Genomic DNA, 23,126 nt, shown 5'->3' with positions numbered 1-23,126 from the left:
TAATTTTTGTTAAAGTGTAAAATAAATTATTTTTGCAAAGTTATAATTGAAATTTTGAAGAAACTATTTACCACATCCTTCTGTTTATTCGCATTATGGGCTTCTGCACAAACTGGAACCAAGGTCTATCCTTTTCTCAATGTTCCCGTTTCTGCCAGACAAGCTGTTTTAGGTGGTGATGCGGTTTCTGTACGAGATTATGACGTGAATTTTGCAGCCATTAATCCTGCTTTGATGAATCTAGACATGGACAATAGAATCGGGATTAATTACGGTTCTTACATTGCGGGTTCTAATTTAGGAAGCATTAATTACGTGAAAGATTTAACGGCGGGACATTTCATTTCCGTCAATGCTAGAGTTTTGGACTTTGGAAAAACACCTAGAACTGATGAATTTGGGAATGTAAATGGCGAATTTTCTGCAATGGATGCTTCATTTGGTGTAGGTTATGCTTATCAGTTTGATGATGATTTCACGATTGGCGCCAATGTGAATTACCTGACTTCTAAAATCGACAATTATACTTCTTCGGCCATTTCTGCGAATGCTGGAGTGACTTATCACAATGAACAATCCAAAGAAACTTTAGCTCTAGTTTTCAGAAATTTTGGCTATCAAATCAAATCTTACAACGGAACCAAAGAACAATTGCCTTTCCGAGCAGATATCGGTTACACCAAAATTTTGCCAGATTTTCCTTTAGCTTACACCATTACTTATCATGATTTGCAGCAATTCAATATTTCTCAATCGTATGATATTAATGGAAAAGAAATCGGTTTTGGTAGAAAATTGATGGACCATTTTTCTGGTGGCATCGAATTGTTTCCTGAACAAGCCTTCAACATTAGAATGGGTTATAATGTAAAACGCGGAAACGAACTCGCTGTTTTGGACCAAAGAAATTTCTCTGGATTGAGTTTTGGCTTTGGAATCAAAATCTCTTCTTTTAGGTTTGATTATTCCCATGTTCGTTATCACAACGCCGACAATGTGAATCAAATTGGCTTAATGCTGGATTTGGTAGAACTTTCTGGAAATAGACGTTGATTATTTTAAAATTTTAGATTCTAGATTTTAGATTTCATAAAACGAACAGAAAGAAATCTTTTGTATATTTGGATAAATAATTTTTCGTACCGCAAAACGTTATCTGTAATTGTAAAATAAACATTTCACAAAATATTTAGAGTGAGAAGTAAAGCTTTATTTTTTTAGCATTCTATTAATACTCATTGGATTTTCATTAACTTTTTTTCTTGGATATAAAGAAAGTAGTTTTTTAGGAATCATAAGTTATTTCGCTTTCTTTTTTGGTTGGTTAGTACTTATATTTTCGATTTTTAGAAAACATTATAGTTTCAGTAAACCAAAATTCAATGCAAATAAAAGTTTATGGTTTCAACAAACTTTTAAAAACATAGTAATAATATCTTTAAATATAAGTGGAGTTTTCACATCAATTATTATTACTGGAAATATTACTGAAAAAAGAATACAAAAAATACTCTATACTTATCCAACTGACGAAACAATCGCTGAAGTAATTAATCTCGAAAGCAGATACACAAGAGGAGGTTGGAAAGTTTGGGCAATTTTCAGTTATAAAACTTCTAAAAATGAAACTTATCAAAAAGGAATTTTCAATTATAAAAACAAATACAAAAAAGGAAACAAATACTATATTCTTTATTCGATAAAATACCCTGAAATAATTGAACTCGAGGATAAACTTGACTAATTATAGCTATTGCTAAACAAGTGTCTATTTTCCCAACTCTCTCTTAAAAAAAACATTGAAGGTTTACTAAACATAAAAAAATAAGAAATTTACAATTCGTATTATTTTACTTTTTACATTTCAAAATTTTGACAGATATATTATCTTTTACACACAATATTCTTTAAAATGTTTCCCCTCGTATTATCATAATTAGATTTTCCCTCTTTTTGAAATTCCTATTTTAAAATGATTTATGTTATGATTTTGAAAAAAAAAATAATAACATAGTACATAATTAAAATATAATACCTAGCTTAGCCGCCCTCTTTCACCTAAAGACTTCACCCAAAGGGAATTAGAATAAAATGAACCAAAAAGGACAAATTGTAGAGATATTATCATCCTCACTTATTTACAAAAGTGATATTTTATCCAATTTATCCACAGAAACAGATTTTTTATCTGCATCACAAAAAAGGCAATATTCACTTTTTGACGGGATTTTGGTAGGAGAACATGAAGGTTGGACTAATTTTAGGTTAGGTCAAAGAAAGGGAATTAATGTAGGTGGTAAAAAAAAACCTTTATATGTAATAGGAATAAATAAAAAAGAGAATAGGATTTTTGTAGGAGAAGGAATAGATCATCCGGGGCTTTTTATAAAAGTAGTTGCCATTGATAAAAATGAAGGTCTAGTTTATACAAATATCTCAACATTAGAAAATAATACCCCTGTAGAAGTAAAAATAGAGTTAGAAAATCAAACATTTATTGCATTATTTTTTGAGTTTAAAAATTATATCTTCCTAAAGTTTGACCAATTATTTAGAATTGATCTCTTTAACCATAAATTATCTATACATTATAAAAACACAATGTTATTAAACATTTTTATCCCCTAAACATTATGAAATTAAAAATTTCTTTCTTGGCATGCATTCTTACAGTGTTTGCTTTTGCGCAATCAGCGCCTTCTTACTATTCTGGCATTAATTTTAGCAAGACAAAAAATGATCTTAAAGCAGACCTTGCTACACTTATTACCAATACACACACACAGAATATTTCTTATTCTGCGGGATTAGCAGACCTTTTTAAAACAAGTGACGCAGATCCTCAAAATCCTTCTAATTTACTGTTGATATATGGCTCTCAAGCATCTGGAACCCATCAAAGAAGTCGTCCTTACTCTGGAACTTGGAATAGAGAGCACGTTTATGCAAAATCAAAAGGAACACCAAATCTAGGAACATCTGGTCCTGGATCAGATGGTCACCATCTTCGCCCTGCAGACAACACATTAAATAGTACTAGAGGAAGTTTATTATTTGACGATGGTTCAGGTGCTACGGCTTATTCTACTAATCGAGGAGGTTGGTATCCAGGAGATGAATGGAAAGGTGACGTAGCAAGAATACTAATGTACATGTATGTGAGATATAAGAACCAATGTTTACCTCTAAATATCACAATGAATCCTGCTACTTATTCTTCTGATTTCCCAGATATACTTCTTAAATGGAATGTTGAAGATCCTGTGTCTGACTTTGAAAGAAATAGAAATAATGTAGTGTATAATATTCAGCACAATAGAAATCCATTTATAGATAATCCATATTTAGCAACCGTAATCTGGGGAGGTCCGTCTGCACAGAACACTTGGCCAGACAGCATTTCTGGAGGTGGAAGTGGTTCCACTACAGACACTGAAGCTCCTACAACTCCTACTAACTTAAATGTTACAGGAAAAACCTCTACAAGTATTGTTTTAGCATGGACAGCTTCTACAGATAATGTAGGAATTGGCAGCTATGATGTATATGTGGATAATATCTACAATACAACTGTATATAATCCTGGCGCTACTATTTCTAGTCTATCTCCATCTACTACTTACAGTTTTTATATTGTAGCTAGAGATTATGCCGGAAATAAATCAACCAACAGCAATACCGTAAGTGGAACAACAGAAGCAACTGGTGGAACAGGAGATACAGGCGGAACTGGCTCAGGAACATCTTGTGGAACAGAAGATTTTGAAAGTATCCCTACAGCAGATTCTTCTTATGCAGGAAGAACGTGGACAAATAAAAACATTGTATGGACGGCAACTAGTGCTAGAACAGATTCACAAATTTATATTGATGGTAACAATAATAAAGCAATTTGTATTAAAAACGGAACATTAAAATCTTCTACTATCTCAGGTGGAATAGGTTCATTAACAGTGAGAACCTATTTACCTTTTTCTGATTCTGCGGGAAGCTATAGCCTTAAAGTAAATGGTGTAGTAAAAGCTCAAATCCCTTATTCTAAAACAGCAACAACACAAGTCATTAATGACATTAATGTTGAAGGAAATGTAATTATAGAATTAGTAGATACTAGTAACAATAGAGTCTCTTTTGATAATTTAACATGGACTTGTTATTCTGCTATGGCTACTGATGACGTGAATTTAAAAAATTCAAAATTATCCATCTATCCAAACCCAGTAACAAACAACGAGTTTTACATTAGCGGTATTACTAAAAAAGAAAGTGTTCAAATTTATGATTTGAATGGCAGATTGATTCAAGTTGTAAAAAATGTAGGAAATAAAGAAAAAGTTAATCTTACTAAATTACCAAAAGGAGTTTATATTGTAAAAATTCAAGGTAAATCAACAAAAATAATTGTAGACTAATTATAAATTGTAATGTGAAAAAGCCAGAAGAAAAATTTTCTTCTGGCTTTTTATTTTATAATGATTCATTATTTTTTAATTATAATTAAAAGACAATAGTCTTATATGATTATTTTAAATCATTTGTCATGAGATTTGTTCTTTTTGTCTTTTGTTTTGGCAGGTTTTTCTTCTTGAAAAGAGATTACTTTTCCTTTGCTGTCTATGACTTTTTTGGTGAGTTGGGTTACCATTTCGATAAGTTCTTCTTTGAATTTTTGCGCTTCATATTCGCCTTTTTCAATTTTTCTGAGTTTTTGTTCCCACTCTCCTGTTAGTTCGGCACTTTTTAATAATTCATCTTCTATGGTATCAATTAAATCAATACCCGTTTGAGTCGCGAAAAGATTTTTCCTTTTCTTTTCGATGTATTTTCTTTTAAAAAGTGTTTCTATGATGTTTGCTCTGGTAGAAGGTCTACCGATGCCGTTGTTTTTCAAAAGTTCACGCAGTTCTTCGTCTTCCACTTGTCTTCCTGCAGTTTCCATGGCTCTCAGCAATGTAGCTTCTGTATATGGTTTTGGCGGAGAAGTTCTTCCCTGATGCACGAAAGGTTCGTGTTCGCCTTTTTCGCCCACTGTAAATTCGGGAATAAGTTGTTCTTCGTTTTTTTCTTCTTTTTCAGTCGTTTCTTTTTGGTCTTTGGCATAGACTAAGCGCCAACCTGGCTCGAGAATTTGTTTTCCCGATGCTTTGAAATTGATGGTTCCTACCTGACCTTCTACCAAAGTATTCGAAATTTTACATTCTGGATAAAAAACCGCTATAAAACGCTTCGCCACCAAATCATAGACTAATTTTTCTTCTCTGGTTAAATTGGAAGTTGGCGGAATTTCCGTTGGGATAATTGCATGATGGTCAGTCACTTTGGCATCATCAAAAACGGCTTTTGACATTGGAATTGGCGCTTCTAAAAGAGGAGCTGTTAAGTCTGAATAAAAATTCATGCTTCTAAGAATTCCCGAAATTTTTGGATATAAATTCTCCGAAAGATAGGTGGTATCTACTCTAGGATAAGTAGTGTGTTTTTTCTCGTAGAGGCTTTGGATATAATTAAGTGTGCTTTCTGCTGAAAATCCGTATTTTTTATTAGCTTCTACCTGAAGTCCCGTTAAGTCAAACAATCGAGGATTTTTTTCTTTTCCTTCTTTGATTTCAAAAGCAATGATTTCAAAAAGATTTTGTTTGAGATATTCCAAACCTTTTTCAGCTCTTTCTGCCGATTGTAAACGGTCAATTGCTGCTGTGAAAATTACTTCTCGGTATTTGGTTTTAAGCTCCCAATAGTCTTTTTGCACGAAGGCGTCTATTTCTTTTTGGCGTTTTACGAGCATTGCCAAAGTAGGCGTTTGTACTCTCCCAATTGATAAAACGGCTTTGTTTCCGCCAAATTTTTTGGTGAATAAACGGGTAGCATTAATTCCGAGAAGCCAATCTCCTATTGCTCTGGCGTTACCTGCTAAGTAGAGATTTTTGTAATCTTCAGCAGATTTTAATTTTTCAAAACCTTCCTTTATGGCATCTTCGGTCAAAGAAGAAATCCACAATCTTTTTACGGGTTTATCACATTTGGCTTTTTGTAAAACCCATCGCTGAATGAGTTCTCCTTCTTGACCAGCATCCCCACAATTGATGACCTCATCACATTCTTTGACCAAAGACTCAATGACTTTGAACTGTCTTTCTACACCGGTATTATTAATCAATTTAATTCCGAAATTTTTAGGAATTATGGGCAGTAAGAAGAGATTCCACGCTTTGTATTCGGGTGCATAATCGTGAGGTTCTTTCAAGGTGCAGAGATGTCCGAAAGTCCACGTTACGCAGTAACCATTGCCTTCCATATAGCCACTTTTAGGAGTGGTGGCTCCCAAAACTTTAGCGATATCTCTTGCTACACTTGGTTTTTCTGCAATACAAAGTTTCATGGTTGAATTCTAAAAGGGCTGCAAAAATGCATTTTTTTTATTTTAAAAAAGAAATAAATTTACAAAAATATGCTTTAAGGAATGCGTTTTGAAAGTTAAATAATATACCTTCTCGGGTATAAAAATAGATTTAATTATATAGATTATACCTTTTCGGGTATAAAATTTGTTTTAAAACAAAAAAACACTCACAAAATTGCAAGTGTTTTAAAGTTTATTTGTGGAGAATATGGGACTCGAACCCACCACCTTTAGACTGCCAGTCTAACGCTCTAGCCAGATGAGCTAATTCCCCATAAAAAAGAAAACTTAGTTTTCTTTTTCTGCCAAATAATGGTCTATTATTTCAAAAGCTTTTTGCTCGTCATGAATGTTCACCTCCAACTTTAGCGCGGTTGCAGTAGGTGTAGAAAGCAAATTATTAAGGTATTTATTGCTTACTGAACAAGCGATTCCTGCATCTTCTAATTTCTTTTTCACGATTTGTATCTGAACCATTTCATCTGCTTCAAATACCGAAACTCTTGGTAATTCTGCTCCCATATTTCTAATTTTAACACAAATTTATAAAAATTACTGATTTAATCGATACTTCTCTTGATATGTTTTGTAAAGTTCTTTCTGCTGATTGTCTAGATTAATTTTTCTACCATCTATGAAGGCTTCAGTAACATTATTGGTCAATTGATCCAGTGCATCGCCCTCAGAAATGAAGAGTGTTGCGCTTTTGCCTACTTCTAAAGTTCCGTAGTTTTTATCTATTCCCAACATTTTGGCTAGGTTAATGGTGATGCTTTGTAAGGCTTTTTCTTTTTCTACACCATAAGCAACTGTAGTTCCAGCCAAAAACGGAAGATTTCTAGAATTTTGGTATTCCATATCTCCGCTGTAATCTAACCCATAGAGAATACCTTTATCTTGCACCAATTTTGCAAATTCATACGGTAATCTCGGAGAATCAGAACTGTTGACTGGCAAACTGTGAACTCTCTTGATGATGAGTGGGAAATTGCTTTTTTTGATATCATCTAAAACCCCTACCAAATTGCTTTCACCGATGAGCACTACATTTCTAAGGTTTAATTTATTGGCCCAAGCAATCACTTCCAGCGTTTCATTGGCTCCTGCTACTTCTACAAATAGTTTTCTGTTTTCAAAGACTGGTTTTATGGCATTCAGTTTATAATCTTTGACTTGCTGATTATCATATTGTTGCGCTCTTTGAAACAGTAAAGTCAGTTCTTTAATTTTTTCTGTTCTTCTGGTTTGGAATTCTTTGTTTCTTTTTTCATCGTCTATTCTAAAAATTTCAGGCCAAGAAAGATGCAAAACATTATCCGTAGCTACCACTGCATCTTCCCAGTTCCAAGCGTCTAATTGCATGATGGAAGAGGTGCAAGACAATGTCCCATGTTTCAGAACTGGCTGAGTCAATAAAACGCCATTGCTTCTAATCACAGGAATAACGTGAGAATCTGTATTAAAAGAGATGAGCGAACGGACTTCTGGCGAAATGTCATTGGCTTCTCTATAATCTACAGTGGCATTGGTTGCGGAAATTTCCACCAAGCCTAATGTATTGTTCACCAAAATAAAACCCGGATAAACATGTTTATTTTGGACATTGATGACTTCTGCATTACTCGGAATGATTCCATTAATCTGGGTAATTTTTCCGTTTTCAAAAACTAGGGAAGCATTATTTAAAACCGTTCCTGTAGCGGTGTGAATCGTGGCATTGGTAATCGCAATTGGATTTTTTTGTGCAGGTGCAGGATTTGGTCTTTGTGCCAAAACCATTGCCGAAACCAAAATATATAAAGTGAAAAATATTTTTTTCATGAAATTTAATTTTTAGTGTTGATGAAAATCTTCTTCTAAAGTGTCACAGTGATACAATTTCTTTTGCTCTGTTTTTACCGATTGGGTATTTCCTTTTTTAGCATCGTCAGAGAATAACATTTTTTGAATAATTCTGTTTTTCTCATTCTTTACCATTTCATCTTTTTCGGCTTGCTTTTGAGCATCAAAAATGAGTTTTCCGTCTACAAAAGTTTTATTTACTGTGGCATAAATACTCAATGGATTGTCCGTCCACAATACCAAATCAGCATCTTTACCGACTTCAATTGTTCCTAATTTTTGGTCTAACTTTAGCATTTTGGCAGGATTAAGGGTAACGGTTTTCCAAGCCTCTTCTTGAGAAATATTTCCGTATTTTGCTAATTTTCCTGCTTCCTGATTGAGTCTTCTCGCCATTTCTGCATCATCTGAATTGATGGCTGTATTCACGCCAGACTTTAATAAAATCGCTGCATTGTAAGGAATCGCTTCTCTCACTTCTTCTTTGTAACCCCACCAATCTGAGAATGTAGAAGCATTTGCTCCGTGAATTTTCATCTTGTCTGCCACTTTGTACCCTTCTAAGATGTGCGTGAACGTATTGACTTTGAAATTAAATTTCTCTGCAATTTTCATAAACATGTTGATTTCGCTCTGCACATAAGAGTGACACGTGATGTAGCGTTTAGATTTTAAAATTTCTAAATGCGTTTCCAGTCTTAAATCTTTTCTGTAATTTTTATTGGTTTGCTTTTCTTTTTCATATTCTAAAGCTCTGGTAAACCAAAAGTCAAATGCCTGTTCTACTCCACCTCTCGACTGAGGAAAACGATTAGGATTATTGCCCCAATTCGATTGTTTTACGTTTTCTCCCAAAGCAAATTTGATGAACTGAGGTGCATTTGGAAACTTCATATTTTCTGCATTTTCTCCCCAAGCAAATTTTACAATGGAAGACTGCCCACCAATTGGGTTTGCAGAACCATGCAGTTGTTGAGCTGTGGTAACACCACCTACAATTTGTCTGTAAAAATTCACATCATCAGGATTGATAACATCACTCATTCTTACCTCCGCAGAAGAGTTGCTTCCCGCTTCATTTACTCCTCTAGAAAGTCCGATGTGCGTGTGTTCATCGATAATTCCGTTGGTTAAATGCAAGTTGGTTCCATCAATTTCTTCAGCGTTTCCTTTGCTTAACTGAGTTCCTACTTCTACGATTTTTCCTTTAGAAATTTTAACATCATAATTTTTTACAATTCCTTTTGAGGTATTGGTCCAAACCGTAGCATTTCTAATGATATAGTCTTTTTGAGTCGGTACATGTTCGCTTCCAAAAGCTGCAAAAGGATACCAAATTTTACCGATTTCTTTTGGCGTTTCTTCTTCTTTTTTGGTTTCGGTTTCATTATTTTTTACGAAAGTGATGCTGTAAGGAACTTTGTTTCCTTGTTTGTTCAGGGCAAAACCATTGGTGTTTTTATAATCTGCAAGCGGATAAAGAATTCTATAATTCTGTACAGAATCTTTCGGTAAAACCAATTCCAGAGCCATTTTATAGTCGCTTACGTTTAGTTTTGCTTTTCCGTCTTTTTTCTCCTGACTTACTTTAGCTTCAGGCTTCAGAAGAGAGCCTGCAATTTTTAAATCATAGTTCTGATTATTGATGGTGAGTTGATACACTCCTCTAATGTCTTGGTCTAACAATTTATTGACTACGAAATTTTTACCTGCCACCCAATTTTCCTGTAAAACGGCATCTTTGCTGAATAAATCTTCAGTAAATAATAAGAAATTAGCATAACTTCCCTTTCTTAAATTCCCCAAATTTGCTTCAGATTTTACAATTTTTGCAGGGTTTTCGGTCAAAGATTTCAGAATTACTTCTTTAGATAAACCATTTTTATAGAGTTCTCTTATTTTTCCTAAGAATGAAGATTTGTCTTTCAACTTGTTCATCGTGAAGGCAAAGTCTACATTTTCTTTTTGAAGAAATATGGCATTATAAGGCGCTAATTCCCAATGCTTTAATTCAGCAACATTGGCATTTTCCACATCTAAAGCATCATTCACCTGATACGGTTTTGGATATTCTAAAGGCAATAAGAAGAATCCCCCTGTAGATTTCATTTCTTTGGCTCTCTGGTATTCATTTCCAGAACCCATAAAAACGAATTGTTGTAAGGCTTCGTCCCCAATTTTATCCGCTCTTAAAACGTCCCATTTTTCAGAAGTTTCTATGATGGTTGGTAATTTTTTATATTGATTAAAAGCTTCTAAATTTAGATTTTTCTCTACTGCATTTCCTCCTTTTTCATACCAATCTGCATCTAAATAAAACTGTCTCAATAAGGCAATAGAACCCGCCAAAGAAGTAGGATAAGACTGCCTAGAACTGCCTTTATCAAAAGAAAGCATGAGTGCAGCATCTTCTTTGATGATTTTTTCTGCAGGTTTTCCGTTTCCTAAATTGTACAGCACCGCAGAACCTCTCACGATTCCATCCTGATTGAAACTTAAAACTGTACCGAAACCTTGATTTAAGTATTCTTCGTAGTCTTTTCCTTGATTGGTAAATTGATCTACTGCCCTAGAATAGGCTTTTACAGCATCATTGTACGCTGCTGCAGAAGCGGTATTAGGCAAATATATACTTCTAGAATCTGCTTGTTTTGCCTCAGCTTTTTCTACGCCAATATTGGTATACAAATCAATAAATGAAGGATAGACAAACTTTCCTTTCCCATCAATCACCACTGCATTTTTCGGGATTGCTACTTTACCCGATTCTAACACTTTGCCACTTTCTGAATGACCAAAACTGCATCTGGAATCACTGTTTTGTAATCCTGATACAAGGTAATGTTTCTAATTGCATAAATGCTTTGATCTTTGGTAGTGGTATCATTTTGCCAATACCCTAATTGCGCTTGCATCCAACTGAAAAGAATGCAAGAAAAGAGACTCAATACTTTCTTCATATCAATAATAATGAACTATTTTTAGATTTTTTAAAAATAGGAATATTTTTTGAAATGAAAAGAGGTCAAAAAAAATCGCCCAATTTTTAAAAATTGAACGATTGTGAGAAATATAGTAAATGTTAAAAGTTTTAGTAGTTGGAAGCAATTTTCTCTATTTTATCCAAAGCAAATTGCAAGTCTTCTTGAGTCACATTCAAATGTGGACGGAATCTAATCGATTTTTCGCCACAAATGAGTACAATTACGTTTTCTTCGAAGAGTCTTTCTTGGAAATCGGCTCTTGCTTTTCCATCCGGTAAATCAAAAGCACACATTAATCCTCTTCCTCTTGCATTAGAAATTAGATGCGGAAACTTCGCTTGAAGTTTTTGCAAACCTTCTAATAAAAACTCACCTTGTTTCTGAACATTTTCTAAAAGATTTTCTTTTTCAATAATTTCTAAAACCAATTGGAATCTTAGCATATCAATGAAATTCCCTCCGAAAGTAGAGTTGATTCTAGAACTTTCAGCAAAAACGTGGTGTTCTACTTCATCTAGCTTGGTTTTGCTTGCCAAAATACCACAAACTTGTGCTTTTTTCCCGAAAGAAATCACGTCTGGAACTACGCTGTAATTTTGGAACGCCCACATTTTACCTGTAATTCCGATTCCTGTTTGCACCTCATCAAAAATGAGCAACATTTCGTTTTCGTCGCAGATTCTTCTTAATTCTACTAAAAATTCATCACGGAAATGATTATCTCCACCTTCTGCTTGAATGGTTTCGATGATGATACAAGCTGCCTTATCTTGATTTGATAAAATCGCTTCTTCAATCTGTACAAAAGCCAATTGTTCATTCTTGATGGTTTCCTGTAAATTTTCTTCGGTGATTGGGAAATACAATTTCGGATTGATGATTCTTGGCCAATCAAACAATGGAAAATATTGATATTTTCTTGGGTCGTTGGTATTGGTTAAACTTAGTGTATACCCACTTCTTCCATGGAAAGCCTGTTTAAAGTGAATTGCTACAGAACCTTCTGTTTTGCTTCCTTTGAGCCAATTTTTTCTGGTTTTCCAGTCGAAAGCTGTTTTCAAAGCATTTTCTACTGCTAAAGCTCCTCCTTCTACAAAGAAACAATACGGCAATTCTTCTGGAATCGCAACTCTGCTAAAAGTTTCTACAAAATCTGCATATTCCTGCAAATACACATCAGACATGGTAGGTTTGTACACCGCCATTTTGCCTAACCAAGCAGATTTTCCTACGATATAGGGATGATTATAACCCACAGAAGCAGAACCGAACATAGAAAACATATCTAGAAATTCTGTTCCTGTTAAACGGTCATGAATCCAAGAGCCGTGAGATTTTTCGTAATCCATTACGAAATCAAAACCATCTGCTAAAATATGTTTTCCTAATGTTGCTTTTACTTTGTTGCCTGCAACTTCGTGGCTTAATTCTATTGTTTTGTTCATATGATTAATGTGATAATTTGTTAATTTGTTAATTTGTTGATTTGATGTTTTGATGTTTTTTAAATTATTGGAATAAATTACAATTCTTTGAAATCATTCATCGCTGTGCGATTCAATTTATAATATTTTTATAGCGCTTCGCACTATGCTATTTCTTACGCAACTTCGTTGCTTGTTTAATCAGACTTCCAGCATCCTGCATCTAACATCTAGCATTTTACAAATCAAACTTAATTCCTTGTGCTAAAGGTAGGTTTGTGGTGTAATTGATGGTGTTGGTTTGTCTTCTCATGTAAACTTTCCAAGCGTCTGAACCTGATTCTCTACCGCCTCCTGTTTCTTTTTCTCCACCGAAAGCTCCACCAATTTCAGCACCAGAAGTTCCGATGTTTACATTGGCAATTCCACAATCTGAACCTGCGTGAGAAAGGAATTTTTCAGCTTCTCTAAGATTATTTGTCATAATCGCAGAAGATAAACCTTGCGCTACTCCATTTTGAATTTCAATGGCATTTTCTACGTCTCCTGAATATTTTAACAAGTATAAAATCGGCGCAAAAGTTTCGTGCTGTACAATTTCAAAGTGGTTTTCAGCTTCGGCAATCGCTGGTTTTACATAGCAACCGCTTTCGTAGCCTTTTCCTTTCAAAACGCCCCCTTCAACAATCAGTTTACCGCCTTCTTTTTTCACTTTTTTCAATGCCTCTTCGTACATTTTCACAGCATCTGTATCAATCAGCGGACCTACGTGATTATTCTGATCTAGAGGATTTCCTATTTTTAATTGTCCGTAAGCTGCTACAATCGCATCTTTTACTTTATCATAAATGCTTTCGTGAATGATGAGTCTTCTGGTTGAAGTACAACGTTGACCTGCAGTTCCTACCGCTCCGAAAACCGCACCAATTACCGTCATTTTAATGTCAGCATCCGGTGTTACGATAATTGCATTGTTACCTCCTAATTCTAGAAGAGATTTTCCTAATCTAGCCGCTACATTTTGAGCTACAATTTTTCCCATTCTGGTAGAACCTGTTGCCGAAACTAGAGGAATTCTAGTGTCTTTTGCCATTAAATCCCCAATTTCTGCATCTCCGATGACTAAATTTGAAATTCCTAAAGGAAGATTATTCTCTTGAAGCACTTCTGTGATGATGTTTTGACAAGCAATACCGCACAATGGTGTTTTTTCTGAAGGTTTCCACACGCAAACATCTCCACAAATCCAAGCTAACGCAGTATTCCAAGACCAAACGGCCACTGGAAAATTGAATGCAGAAATAATTCCTACAATGCCTAATGGATGATATTGTTCGTACATTCTGTGACCTGGACGTTCTGAATGCATGGTTAAACCATGTAACTGACGAGATAAACCTACTGCAAAATCGCAGATGTCTATCATTTCCTGAACTTCGCCCAAACCTTCCTGCAGTGATTTCCCCATTTCGTAAGAAACGAGTTTTCCTAAATCTTCTTTATGTTTTCTGAGTTTATCGCCAAACTGTCTTACGATTTCTCCACGTTTTGGAGCTGGCATCAATCTGAATTCCTTGAATGCTTTTTCTGCTTCTGCGATTACTTTTTCGTAGTCTTTTTTAGAAGAAGCGGTGACTTTAGCAATTAAATTTCCATCTACTGGTGAGTAACTTTCGATTACTTTTCCTGTGGCAAACCATTTTCCGCCGGTAGAAGTACCTTTATTCTCTGCTTTAATTCCTAAATTTTTTAAAACTTTTTCAATCCCGAAATCTTTATTTTTCTTTGACATTATGTTGAATTTGAATTTCGGTAAATATATCAAATTTTAAAGAATCAATAAAAAAATTCGCATTTTGTTAAATATTTTTCAAAATTAAACGTTAGATAAATTTATTTTTTACAATAAAAGAATTTGAAAGATAAAATATCTATTAAATTAAAAATTTCAGAAAAGAAAACGAAAGTTAGTGAAAGGGAATTTTGCAGAAATTGTGTATTTTTGGGCAAAGAATTGATATGACCAAACATGAAATTGTATTAATGAGTATTACTGGAGAAGATAAACCCGGGGTAACCTCATCGCTCACTGAAATTTTAAGTAAACACAATGCAACGATTCTCGATATTGGTCAGGCAAACATTCATCAATCTTTATCTTTAGGCATTTTGTTTCGATTAGACCCACAAATGCAAGGCAATATTTTGAAAGACTTGCTTTTTAAATCATACGAACTTGGTGTACAAGCGAAATTTACGCCCATAGAAAGAGCAGACTATGATCAATGGGTTTCTAGGCAAGGTAAAGAAAGCTACGTAATTACGGTTCTTGGTCAAAAAATAGAAGCCAACCAATTAGCTCATGTCACCAAAGTTATTGCAGAGCAAGGTCTCAACATCGATACCATTAAACGTTTGACGGGAAGAATTCCACTCGATTCTGAAGACGATAGTCAAAACAGGTCTTGTATAGAATTTTCGGTGCGTGGAACTCCTCAAAATGTGAATTTGATTCACGAAAAATTTGTGACTTTAAGTGGCGCATTAGACATTGATATTTCTTTCCAAAAAGATAATATTTACCGCAGAAACAGACGATTAATCTGTTTTGACATGGATTCTACTTTAATCAAAACAGAAGTTATTGATGAATTAGCAGAAAAAGCTGGAGCTGGTGAAGAAGTAAGAGCCATCACCGAAGCAGCGATGCGCGGCGAAATAGATTTTAGCGAAAGTTTTAAAAAACGTGTTTCGCTTCTCGAAGGTTTAGACGAATCTGTATTGCAAGAAATTGCAGAAAATCTTCCGATTATGGATGGTGCAGACCGACTGATGCATATTTTAAAGAAATGTGGTTATAAAATCGCTATTCTTTCTGGAGGATTTACCTTTTTCGGGAAATATCTAAAAAAACGTTTTGGAGTAGATTATTTATATGCCAACGAACTCGAAATAAAAGACGGAAAGCTTACGGGGAAACATTTGGGAGACATTGTAGATGGAAACAGAAAAGCAGAACTTTTGAAATTTTTGGCTCAGGTAGAAAATATAGAATTAGATCAAGTGATTGCTGTAGGAGATGGCGCTAATGATTTACCAATGCTGAACATTGCAGGTTTGGGAATTGCTTTTCACGCCAAACCAAAGGTTAAAGAAAATGCCAGACAATCTATCTCTTCCATTGGTTTAGACGGGGTTTTATACTTTTTAGGATTTAGAGATAAACACATCAACGAAGATTTTTAACATTTTAATTAAAAAAAATATTTATGGAAGAAAAAAAGACTCCAAAATGGAAAACCCTTCTTAAAAAATACGGTTGGCTCGGCATTTTATTTTTCTCAGTCAAAGGAACGCTTTCTTTGATTGCTATTATTTGGGGAGCTAATGCTTTGAAAGGTTGTATGTAATTATTTCCAGTTTTCTTTTTTAATCCAATATTCTACATTTTGTTTGGTAGGTTCTCCATGATAGGCTACCATTACTTCTCCTTTGAATTCGGCTCCTAATTTTTCCATGGCTTTTCGGGAACGCCAATTTTCTGCGCCTACATGAAACTTTACCAAATCTACATATTGGAAAATGTAGTCTAGCATCATTTTTTTAACAATAGGATTCAACTGACCGCCCCAAAATTTCCTACCATAAAAAGTATAGCCTATGAAAATAGAGTTTTCATCTTCGTCATAACTGTAAAATCTGGTACTTCCCGCTACTTCATTGCTCATTTTATCGATGATGATAAAAGCGCCTTCGGAAATCATGCCTCCATCAAAAAAATTTCTAAAAATATCTTTTTGAAAACGGTTTTTATTCGGGTGTTGTTCCCAAACCAAAGGGTCTGAAGCGACTTGATACAATCTTTCGAAATCTGATTCCTGAAGCGGAACCAGTCTTACTTTGTGCGTTTCTAAAATGGGTTGTATGCTGAAATCCATGATGTTAATTTTAACAAATGTAATAAAAAAAAGGCCCCATTTGTAAAATACAAACGAAGCCTATAAACACAATTGAAAATTTATTAGTTACAACAAGTGTCTTTTTCGTCTTTTAAGCCCAATTTTTCTAAAATGGTACTTAACAAACACCAGTTGGTAAAAGCGTTTTGAAACAAATTAGCACCTACGAAACCTGTTAACCAAAACCAATTTTGGTGTACAAAAATTCCCAGTAACAAACTTGTTAATATCATGGTTCCTGCGAACCCGTGGATTACTCTTGTCTTCATATTTTTATTGTTATATTGATTTTTCTATATTCATTGTAGCCACGTGGATTTTAGAAAGGGATTTTTGTTTTCCATTGAAAAACTCCACTTTTCTATACACTTCTTCAGTAAAATTCTCGTCGATAAAAACGGCAAATAATACAGAATCTATCTCAGTGTGTGAAGCTCCGAACCAGTTTTCTGAACTGCCATCGCTTTCATTTTTGTAACCTTTTACATAGTGATATGAAAAAGATTTTACTCCAGAATGATTGAGAATATCTTTTACATTTTTCTCAAATTCTCTAATCGCTGTAATCATTAAAAGTTTCATATTGAATACATTTTTTTTATAAGTTATCCTCTGAAGAAATCTCACCATATTCACTTTTTTCATCTGCGTGTATTTTCTCCCATTTTTTCTTTTCGGTCATGTAATAAATCAACGGAATGACAATTAGCGTCAACAAAGTAGAAACGATTGCTCCAAAAACTAATGAAATGGCTAATCCTTGGAAAATAGGGTCGAATAAGATGATTACCGCTCCTATAACTACCGCTCCCGTTGTTAATAAAATTGGTGTAGTTCTTACAGCTCCTGCTTCTATAATCGCTTGTTTAATTGGAATTCCTTCATTGAGTCGAATTTCTATAAAGTCAATGAGCAATACCGAGTTTCTTACCATGACTCCCGCTAAAGCAATCATTCCGATGAATGAAGTTGCGGTGAAGAACGCTCCTAATAACCAGTGACCAAGTACAATACCAATCAAAGAAAGCGGAATCGCAACCATCATGACCATTGGTGTTTTAAAGTTTTGGAACCAACCTACAATCAGCATGTAGATAATGATAATTACCACTGCAAAAGCTGCTCCTAAATCTCGGAATACTTCTAACGTAATTTGCCATTCTCCGTCCCATTTCACCGTGTAATCGTCTTCATTAGTTGGCTGATTCATGTACAGTTCATTAATAGAATATCCTTTTGGAAGTTGTATTTTTTTCAATTTCTCTTCCATTCCTAAGATTGCATAGGCTGGACTTTCTAAACCTCCTGCCATATCTGCTAATACATACACTACCCTTTTTTGGTCTTTTCTGTAAATGGTTTTCTGTAATTCTTCGCGCTGAACTTTCACTAAATCACTTACAGGAACCATATTCCCCATTTGTCCTTTAATTTTCAAATCAGTAATGTCAGTAATTGATGTTTTATCCGCATCATTCAATTTCATTACGATATCTACCGCATCATTTGATTTTTCATCATACAGATTTCCGATAGGATGTTCACCCATTAAATACGTAAGATTTCCTACAATTTGCGCTGGTGCAACACCGTTCAACATTGCTTTTTCTTTATCAGCAACCAATTTAAACTCTTTTTGTGGCGCTTCTACCATCCAATCTACATCTACCACATCATCTGTATTGTTCAGAATATTTTGAACTTGGTTGGCTACTTTAATTTGCTCATCGTAATCTGGGCCATAAATTTCTGCAACAATGGTTGATAAAACTGGCGGACCAGGTGGAACTTCTACGATTTTTACATTGGCATTGTATTTTTTCGCAATTTTCTGAATTTCTGGACGAATATTCTTCGCTACATCGTGACTTTGATTATCTCTGTCTTCTTTGTGTAATAAATTCACCTGAATATCAGCGGTATTGCTTTGTCCACGCATATCGTAGTGACGAACCAAACCATTGAAAGTAATCGGTGCAGAAGATCCAACGTAAGACTGATAATTCACCACTTCTGGAACGGTTTTCAAGTACTGCGCAATTTCTTGAGAAACTGATGCCGTTCTTTCCAAAGTCGTTCCTTCTGGCATATCAATCACCACTTGGATTTCATTTTTATTGTCAAAAGGAAGCATTTTTACTGCTACCCATTTTGTAGCGAAAGCCAACATAGAAATCAACAATAGTACTACCGTAATTCCCATCATCGTCCAACGTTTTTTGCCGCTGTCTAAGAATGGCTGCTCTATTTTTTTGTAAATTTTATATATTTTGCTGGTTTCCATTCCCTGTTCTTCCTTGTGCTCTTCGTTATCTTTTACTTTCAATAAATGATAACCTAAATAAGGAGTAACGGTTAACGCTACGAACAATGAAAGCATCATCGCAATAGAAGCACCAATTGGCATTGGAGACATATAAGGTCCCATCATTCCGCTTACGAAAGCCATTGGTAAAATGGCAGCAATTACGGTGAACGTTGCCAAAATGGTTGGGTTTCCAACTTCATTAATGGCATAAATAGCCGCTTGTTTGAATGGCAATTTCTTCATGTGGAAATGTCGGTGCATGTTTTCAGCAATAATAATACTGTCATCTACTACAATTCCCACCACAAAAACCAATGCGAAAAGTGTAATTCTGTTTAGGGTGTAACCCAACATATAGTAACTGAAAAGCGTTAATGCAAAGGTTAAAGGAACTGAGAAGAACACGACTAATCCGCCTCTCCAACCCATTGCGAGCATTACCAAAATGGTAACCGCTAAAATCGCTACACCAAGGTGCATTAATAATTCTGAAACTTTGTGAGAAGCGGTTTCTCCGTAGTTTCTCGTAATTTCTACATGAACATCATTTGGAATTAAAGTTTTCTTCAATTCATTTACTTTATCCAAAATTTGCTCCGAAATTTTCATTGCATCAGCTCCTTTCACTTTAGAAACCGAAAGTGTAACCGCAGGATATTCTGATTTGAATTTTTTGCCATTTTCATTAGCATTTCCGTAACCGAAACTCACATAATTCGCTGGAGATTGCGCTCCATCTTCTATTTTTGCGACTTGTTTCAAGTAAACTGGCATATTTTGCGAAGTTCCCACCACCAAATTTTCTACATCCTCTGCAGAACTTAAAAACTGTCCTGTCGTCAATAGATATTCTGTGTCATTAGAATCAAAACTTCCTGATTGTGAACTTCCGTTATTGGCTTGAATCATTTGCATTACGTTTAATGCATCAATGCTCAATTCAGCCATTTTATCTTTGTCTAACTCAACTTTTAACTGGCGGTTTCTTCCTCCAATGACTTTGGTTAAAGAAACGTCTTTAATTTTCTTGATTTCCGAAGACAATTCTTCTGTCATCTGACGAAGTTCGTAATCGTTATATTTTTCACTCCAAAGTGTTAAACCCAACATCGGAACATCATCAATAGAACGGGTTTTCACCATCGGTTCATAAACGCCTTTCGGAAAAATATTTTTATTTTTCATGAGTTCGTCATAGAGTTTCACGTAAGAACGCTCTGTATCTTCGCCTACATAAAACTGAACGATAATCATGGCTTGTCCGTTCATTGCCATAGAATGAACGTGCTCTACTCCTTTTATGTTTGAGATGATTTTTTCTAATGGTTTTACCACTCTGCTTTCTACCTCTTTCGGTGAAGCACCGGGATAACCTACCATTACGTCTGCCATCGGAACAATAATCTGTGGCTCTTCTTCTCTTGGTATTAATGTGGAACTGTACACCCCAATAATCATCAATGCAATCATCAACAAAATTGTTAATTTTGAATTGATAAAAAACTCGGCGATGCGTCCTGCAAATCCTTTTTCCATACTATTCTCTATTTGTTACGGGTTTCGGGTTACGGGTTTCGAGTAAAAAACTCGTATCTCGTATCTCGGAACTCATATTATTTTAAACTAACTTTTGCACCGTTAAACAATTTTCCTTGTGCTGAAATGATGTACTTGTCATTTGAATTTAAACCTGATAAAATTTCTACTTGATCACCGAAAGTTTTACCCACTTTTACCCATCTTAGAACTGCTGTATTTTGTGAACTTACGGTATAAACGCCGGTTAACTGTCCGTTTTCTACAATTGCAGATTTAGGAATCATTACGCCATCCTGAAAATCTTGGTTTACATTTCCAGAATTTTTGAAAGGAAACTGAACATTCACAAACATCCCTGGTAATAAATCTTTAGAAGCAGGAACATTGATTTTCACCATGTATTGTCCACCTGTATTTGCAGAAGATTTGCTGATTTCTGAAACCGTACCCGAAACTTCTTTGTTGGTAGATTTTAAAGTTACTTTTACAGACATTCCAGATTTTAAAAGGGTAATATTCTGTTCAGAAACCAAAACTTGCGCTTGCAAAGCTCCCGGAGATTCTATAGTTAGTAAAGGCATTCCTGGACTTGCCATATCCCCTTGACTGGCATATTTCGCAGTAACCGTACCAGAAATAGGTGCTGTAACGTTGGTATATCTGTACTGAGCGTTTACTTCGTTTTTCATTTGTTGAGCTGCTTGTAAACCAGCTTGAGCCATTTCGTAGCGCGCTCTCATATCATCTAATTCTTTTTGAGAAGCTGATTGATTTTTATATAAATTTTGAAATCTTTCAAAATCTTTTTTCGCAATATTATAATTGGCTTGAGCTTGGGCTATTCCAGCAGAAGCTTGTCCGCCTTTTGCCTGAATATCTGTACTGTTGATGCTTACTAAAAGTTGACCCGCATTCACATATTGCCCAACTTCTGCGCGCATTGCAGTAATGTACCCCATCATTCTGGTAGAAACATTTACCGAATTTTTAGCGACTAATTTTCCACTTGCTGTAGCATTAGAACCTACTGCGTTGGTGGCAGATTTATTTACGGTAACCGCGATTGGTTTGTCATTCAATTCTGAAGATTTATTTTCGTCTGAAGAACAACTTGCAAGGAATACGCTTCCTAAAAATAATGCTGAATAAATATATGTTTTCATATGTAGATTTTATTGTTATTGTTTTAAAAATTTATAGTATTCTAAAGCGACATTGTATTCAAAAATAGCTTGTTGATATTCCAAATCTTTTTGAGACATCGTGGTTTCGCTCATTAATAAGTCTGATGATTTCTCTAAACCTTGGTCGTATCTGTTTTTACGAATTCTGTAGGCTTCTTTGCTTTGTTCCAGCGCTAGTTTAGTAAGATTTACTTTATTTTCGGCATCTTGAAGTTGGCGATTTGCTTTATTGAGTTCTAACTGACTTTGTCTATTATACTGAGTGATTTCGGTTTGTGCTTTGGTGAGTTCTGCTTTGTATTTTTCCTGTTCAGATTTTGCTTTTAATCCATCAAAAACATTCCAAGACAACTGAACTCCTGCCAAATAACCATTGGCACCAAATTGTGCAAATTTGTTATCATACAATTCAAAACTTCCGAAAGCATTTAATCTTGGTAAAAATTTGGCTTTGGTTGATTTAATCAGATAATCGTACGCTTCCAGAGATTTTTGATACGCCTGTAAGTCTTTTCTTTCTACATTTAGTGTAGCCGTATTTTCTAAAATCTGGTTTTGAAATTCTAATTTTTCAGTAGGCTTGAAAACCTTATTGAAAGACTCTTCGTCTAATAAGAAATAAAGGTAATCCGAAGCATTTTTTATGTTAGAATTCGCATAAGCGATTTGATTTTCAATATCTTTTACACGAACGTCTATGTACAACACTTCTGTTTTCTGAATCATTCCGTTTTTGAAATAATTGTCGATTACTTTTTTATTGGCTAGCGTTGTGGTTTTAGCATTTTCAAGTGTTTCAAGCATTCTGTACGCTAATTGCAGTTGCATATATGCTTTTTTGAACTCAAACTGAATGTACTCTTTGGTTCTTTCTGCTTTAATTTTTAAAACTTCAGATTTTACTTGTCCTGCTTTTTTAAGATACACCGCATCCATGTTGATGATGGGTTGTTGCACCTCAATTTTAGTAGCGAAATTAGAAATCGCGTCTGGAGCATTTAATTTAGCTGGGTCAAAATCCATTTGCGTGATACGCTCTTGATTCAATTTAGAACCGAAAGCATACAAAGGATTATTGGTATTCGAAAAGGTGTAAGAAGCATTTACGTTGGGTAAATACATTGCTCTCGTTCCCAATAGTTCTGCTTGTGCTAATTTGGCTTCGTCATTAGCCAATTTCACTTGAAGATTTTGGTCTACCATTCTTTGTTCTAATTCTGCTCTAGAAATTCTGATGGTATCTTGAGAGAAACCTTTCAGAACGAGCGAAAAAACAAAAACTACCGTTAAAAATTTTCTCATTGTATTTAAATTTTTCTTTTTTGTCATTTATTTTAATTATTGAAATCGAGAATTTTAATATACGTTCTCTATTTCTTCGGCAAAAATAGAAGTGAGAAAAATCATGTGCAGTAACTTATGTTACATTCAGAAAATTCTTTTGTTAGAAAGAAAAAAACGCCAGAAAAATTCTGACGTTTCAAAA

The 23,126-nt window shown here is 34.7% G+C and carries 18 protein-coding genes and 1 tRNA gene; 5 read left to right on the top strand and 14 right to left on the bottom strand.

Annotated features, from left to right (window positions below; translation table 11 throughout):
- Nucleotides 1-54: 54 nt before the first annotated feature.
- From porQ to C3729_RS01690, 3 genes are all read left to right on the top strand, one after another.
- Complete coding sequence (gene porQ / locus C3729_RS01700; protein WP_104792548.1) at nucleotides 55-1,053, top strand: type IX secretion system protein PorQ; 999 nt, start codon at nucleotides 55-57, stop codon at nucleotides 1,051-1,053.
- Nucleotides 1,054-2,091: 1,038 nt separating this feature from the next.
- On the top strand, nucleotides 2,092-2,628 hold the full coding sequence (locus C3729_RS01695; protein ID WP_104792547.1) for a tRNA methyl transferase PRC-barrel domain-containing protein: 537 nt from the start codon (nucleotides 2,092-2,094) through the stop codon (nucleotides 2,626-2,628).
- A gap of 5 nt (nucleotides 2,629-2,633) precedes the next feature.
- Nucleotides 2,634-4,412, top strand: a complete 1,779-nt coding sequence (locus tag C3729_RS01690) for an endonuclease (protein WP_104792546.1) — start codon at nucleotides 2,634-2,636, stop codon at nucleotides 4,410-4,412.
- Nucleotides 4,413-4,531: 119 nt separating this feature from the next.
- On the opposite strand, the gene C3729_RS01685 is transcribed toward C3729_RS01690, so the two are convergent.
- From C3729_RS01685 to C3729_RS01655, 8 genes are all read right to left on the bottom strand, one after another.
- A complete protein-coding gene (locus tag C3729_RS01685; protein ID WP_260204312.1) occupies nucleotides 4,532-6,379 on the bottom strand; it encodes a DNA topoisomerase 3 in 1,848 nt (615 codons plus the stop codon).
- 221 nt (nucleotides 6,380-6,600) lie between these two features.
- Nucleotides 6,601-6,674, bottom strand: a tRNA-Ala gene (locus C3729_RS01680).
- A gap of 14 nt (nucleotides 6,675-6,688) precedes the next feature.
- Nucleotides 6,689-6,922, bottom strand: a complete 234-nt coding sequence (locus C3729_RS01675) for a putative signal transducing protein (protein WP_104792545.1) — start codon at nucleotides 6,920-6,922, stop codon at nucleotides 6,689-6,691.
- A 30-nt stretch (nucleotides 6,923-6,952) separates the two neighbouring features.
- Entirely contained in the window at nucleotides 6,953-8,221 is a 1,269-nt protein-coding gene (locus C3729_RS01670; RefSeq protein ID WP_104792544.1) for an amidohydrolase family protein, read from the bottom strand.
- Between the two features lie 12 nt (nucleotides 8,222-8,233).
- Nucleotides 8,234-11,017: an amidohydrolase family protein gene (locus tag C3729_RS01665; protein ID WP_104792543.1), complete on the bottom strand. Its 2,784-nt coding sequence runs from the start codon at nucleotides 11,015-11,017 to the stop codon at nucleotides 8,234-8,236.
- Entirely contained in the window at nucleotides 11,011-11,202 is a 192-nt protein-coding gene (locus C3729_RS13180) for a hypothetical protein (protein WP_133159928.1), read from the bottom strand. Before C3729_RS13180 ends, C3729_RS01665 begins: the two co-directional genes overlap by 7 nt.
- A 131-nt stretch (nucleotides 11,203-11,333) precedes the next feature.
- Nucleotides 11,334-12,671 (bottom strand): L-lysine 6-transaminase, encoded by a 1,338-nt coding sequence (gene lat, locus C3729_RS01660; protein ID WP_104792542.1) that lies wholly within the window; start codon nucleotides 12,669-12,671, stop codon nucleotides 11,334-11,336.
- Nucleotides 12,672-12,888: 217 nt separating this feature from the next.
- Entirely contained in the window at nucleotides 12,889-14,442 is a 1,554-nt protein-coding gene (locus C3729_RS01655) for an aldehyde dehydrogenase family protein (RefSeq protein ID WP_104792541.1), read from the bottom strand.
- Nucleotides 14,443-14,669: 227 nt separating this feature from the next.
- Between C3729_RS01655 and serB the strand changes: the two genes are divergently transcribed.
- Nucleotides 14,670-15,896 carry a phosphoserine phosphatase SerB gene (gene serB, locus C3729_RS01650; RefSeq protein ID WP_104792540.1) on the top strand — a complete coding sequence of 409 codons (1,227 nt, stop codon included), beginning with the start codon at nucleotides 14,670-14,672 and terminating at the stop codon, nucleotides 15,894-15,896.
- 23 nt (nucleotides 15,897-15,919) lie between these two features.
- Nucleotides 15,920-16,060: a hypothetical protein gene (locus C3729_RS13200; protein ID WP_164467601.1), complete on the top strand. Its 141-nt coding sequence runs from the start codon at nucleotides 15,920-15,922 to the stop codon at nucleotides 16,058-16,060.
- Here the strand turns inward: C3729_RS13200 and C3729_RS01645 are convergent, their stop codons facing one another.
- The 6 genes from C3729_RS01645 to C3729_RS01620 all read right to left on the bottom strand — a co-directional run bounded on the left by C3729_RS01645 (nucleotide 16,061) and on the right by C3729_RS01620 (nucleotide 22,942).
- Nucleotides 16,061-16,588: a GNAT family N-acetyltransferase gene (locus C3729_RS01645; protein WP_104792539.1), complete on the bottom strand. Its 528-nt coding sequence runs from the start codon at nucleotides 16,586-16,588 to the stop codon at nucleotides 16,061-16,063.
- 83 nt (nucleotides 16,589-16,671) lie between these two features.
- Complete coding sequence (locus C3729_RS01640; protein ID WP_069796528.1) at nucleotides 16,672-16,878, bottom strand: DUF2892 domain-containing protein; 207 nt, start codon at nucleotides 16,876-16,878, stop codon at nucleotides 16,672-16,674.
- A 10-nt stretch (nucleotides 16,879-16,888) separates the two neighbouring features.
- Entirely contained in the window at nucleotides 16,889-17,191 is a 303-nt protein-coding gene (locus tag C3729_RS01635) for a hypothetical protein (protein ID WP_104792538.1), read from the bottom strand.
- A 16-nt stretch (nucleotides 17,192-17,207) separates the two neighbouring features.
- Nucleotides 17,208-20,453: an efflux RND transporter permease subunit gene (locus tag C3729_RS01630; protein WP_104792537.1), complete on the bottom strand. Its 3,246-nt coding sequence runs from the start codon at nucleotides 20,451-20,453 to the stop codon at nucleotides 17,208-17,210.
- Nucleotides 20,454-20,530: 77 nt separating this feature from the next.
- Entirely contained in the window at nucleotides 20,531-21,619 is a 1,089-nt protein-coding gene (locus C3729_RS01625; protein ID WP_104792536.1) for an efflux RND transporter periplasmic adaptor subunit, read from the bottom strand.
- Between the two features lie 15 nt (nucleotides 21,620-21,634).
- Nucleotides 21,635-22,942, bottom strand: coding sequence for a TolC family protein (locus C3729_RS01620; RefSeq protein ID WP_104792790.1), 1,308 nt, complete (start codon nucleotides 22,940-22,942; stop codon nucleotides 21,635-21,637).
- Between the last annotated feature and the right edge of the window lie 184 nt (nucleotides 22,943-23,126).

The organism is Cloacibacterium normanense (genome assembly GCF_002943105.1).
GTDB lineage: Bacteria > Bacteroidota > Bacteroidia > Flavobacteriales > Weeksellaceae > Cloacibacterium.
This window is presented reverse-complemented; position numbering and strand designations above follow the sequence as displayed.

What these genes read in the sequence shown, in the direction of transcription:
- C3729_RS01695 (WP_104792547.1), top strand. Translation starts at nt 2,092, where the DNA reads ATGAACCAAAAAGGACAAATTGTAGAGATATTATCATCCTCACTTATT.
- C3729_RS01690 (WP_104792546.1), top strand. Translation starts at nt 2,634, where the DNA reads ATGAAATTAAAAATTTCTTTCTTGGCATGCATTCTTACAGTGTTTGCT.
- C3729_RS01685 (WP_260204312.1), bottom strand. Translation starts at nt 6,379, where the DNA reads ATGAAACTTTGTATTGCAGAAAAACCAAGTGTAGCAAGAGATATCGCT.
- C3729_RS01675 (WP_104792545.1), bottom strand. Translation starts at nt 6,922, where the DNA reads ATGGGAGCAGAATTACCAAGAGTTTCGGTATTTGAAGCAGATGAAATG.
- C3729_RS01670 (WP_104792544.1), bottom strand. Translation starts at nt 8,221, where the DNA reads ATGAAAAAAATATTTTTCACTTTATATATTTTGGTTTCGGCAATGGTT.
- C3729_RS13180 (WP_133159928.1), bottom strand. Translation starts at nt 11,202, where the DNA reads ATGAAGAAAGTATTGAGTCTCTTTTCTTGCATTCTTTTCAGTTGGATG.
- lat (WP_104792542.1), bottom strand. Translation starts at nt 12,671, where the DNA reads ATGAACAAAACAATAGAATTAAGCCACGAAGTTGCAGGCAACAAAGTA.
- C3729_RS01655 (WP_104792541.1), bottom strand. Translation starts at nt 14,442, where the DNA reads ATGTCAAAGAAAAATAAAGATTTCGGGATTGAAAAAGTTTTAAAAAAT.
- serB (WP_104792540.1), top strand. Translation starts at nt 14,670, where the DNA reads ATGACCAAACATGAAATTGTATTAATGAGTATTACTGGAGAAGATAAA.
- C3729_RS13200 (WP_164467601.1), top strand. Translation starts at nt 15,920, where the DNA reads ATGGAAGAAAAAAAGACTCCAAAATGGAAAACCCTTCTTAAAAAATAC.
- C3729_RS01645 (WP_104792539.1), bottom strand. Translation starts at nt 16,588, where the DNA reads ATGGATTTCAGCATACAACCCATTTTAGAAACGCACAAAGTAAGACTG.
- C3729_RS01640 (WP_069796528.1), bottom strand. Translation starts at nt 16,878, where the DNA reads ATGAAGACAAGAGTAATCCACGGGTTCGCAGGAACCATGATATTAACA.
- C3729_RS01635 (WP_104792538.1), bottom strand. Translation starts at nt 17,191, where the DNA reads ATGAAACTTTTAATGATTACAGCGATTAGAGAATTTGAGAAAAATGTA.
- C3729_RS01630 (WP_104792537.1), bottom strand. Translation starts at nt 20,453, where the DNA reads ATGGAAAAAGGATTTGCAGGACGCATCGCCGAGTTTTTTATCAATTCA.
- C3729_RS01625 (WP_104792536.1), bottom strand. Translation starts at nt 21,619, where the DNA reads ATGAAAACATATATTTATTCAGCATTATTTTTAGGAAGCGTATTCCTT.
- C3729_RS01620 (WP_104792790.1), bottom strand. Translation starts at nt 22,942, where the DNA reads ATGAGAAAATTTTTAACGGTAGTTTTTGTTTTTTCGCTCGTTCTGAAA.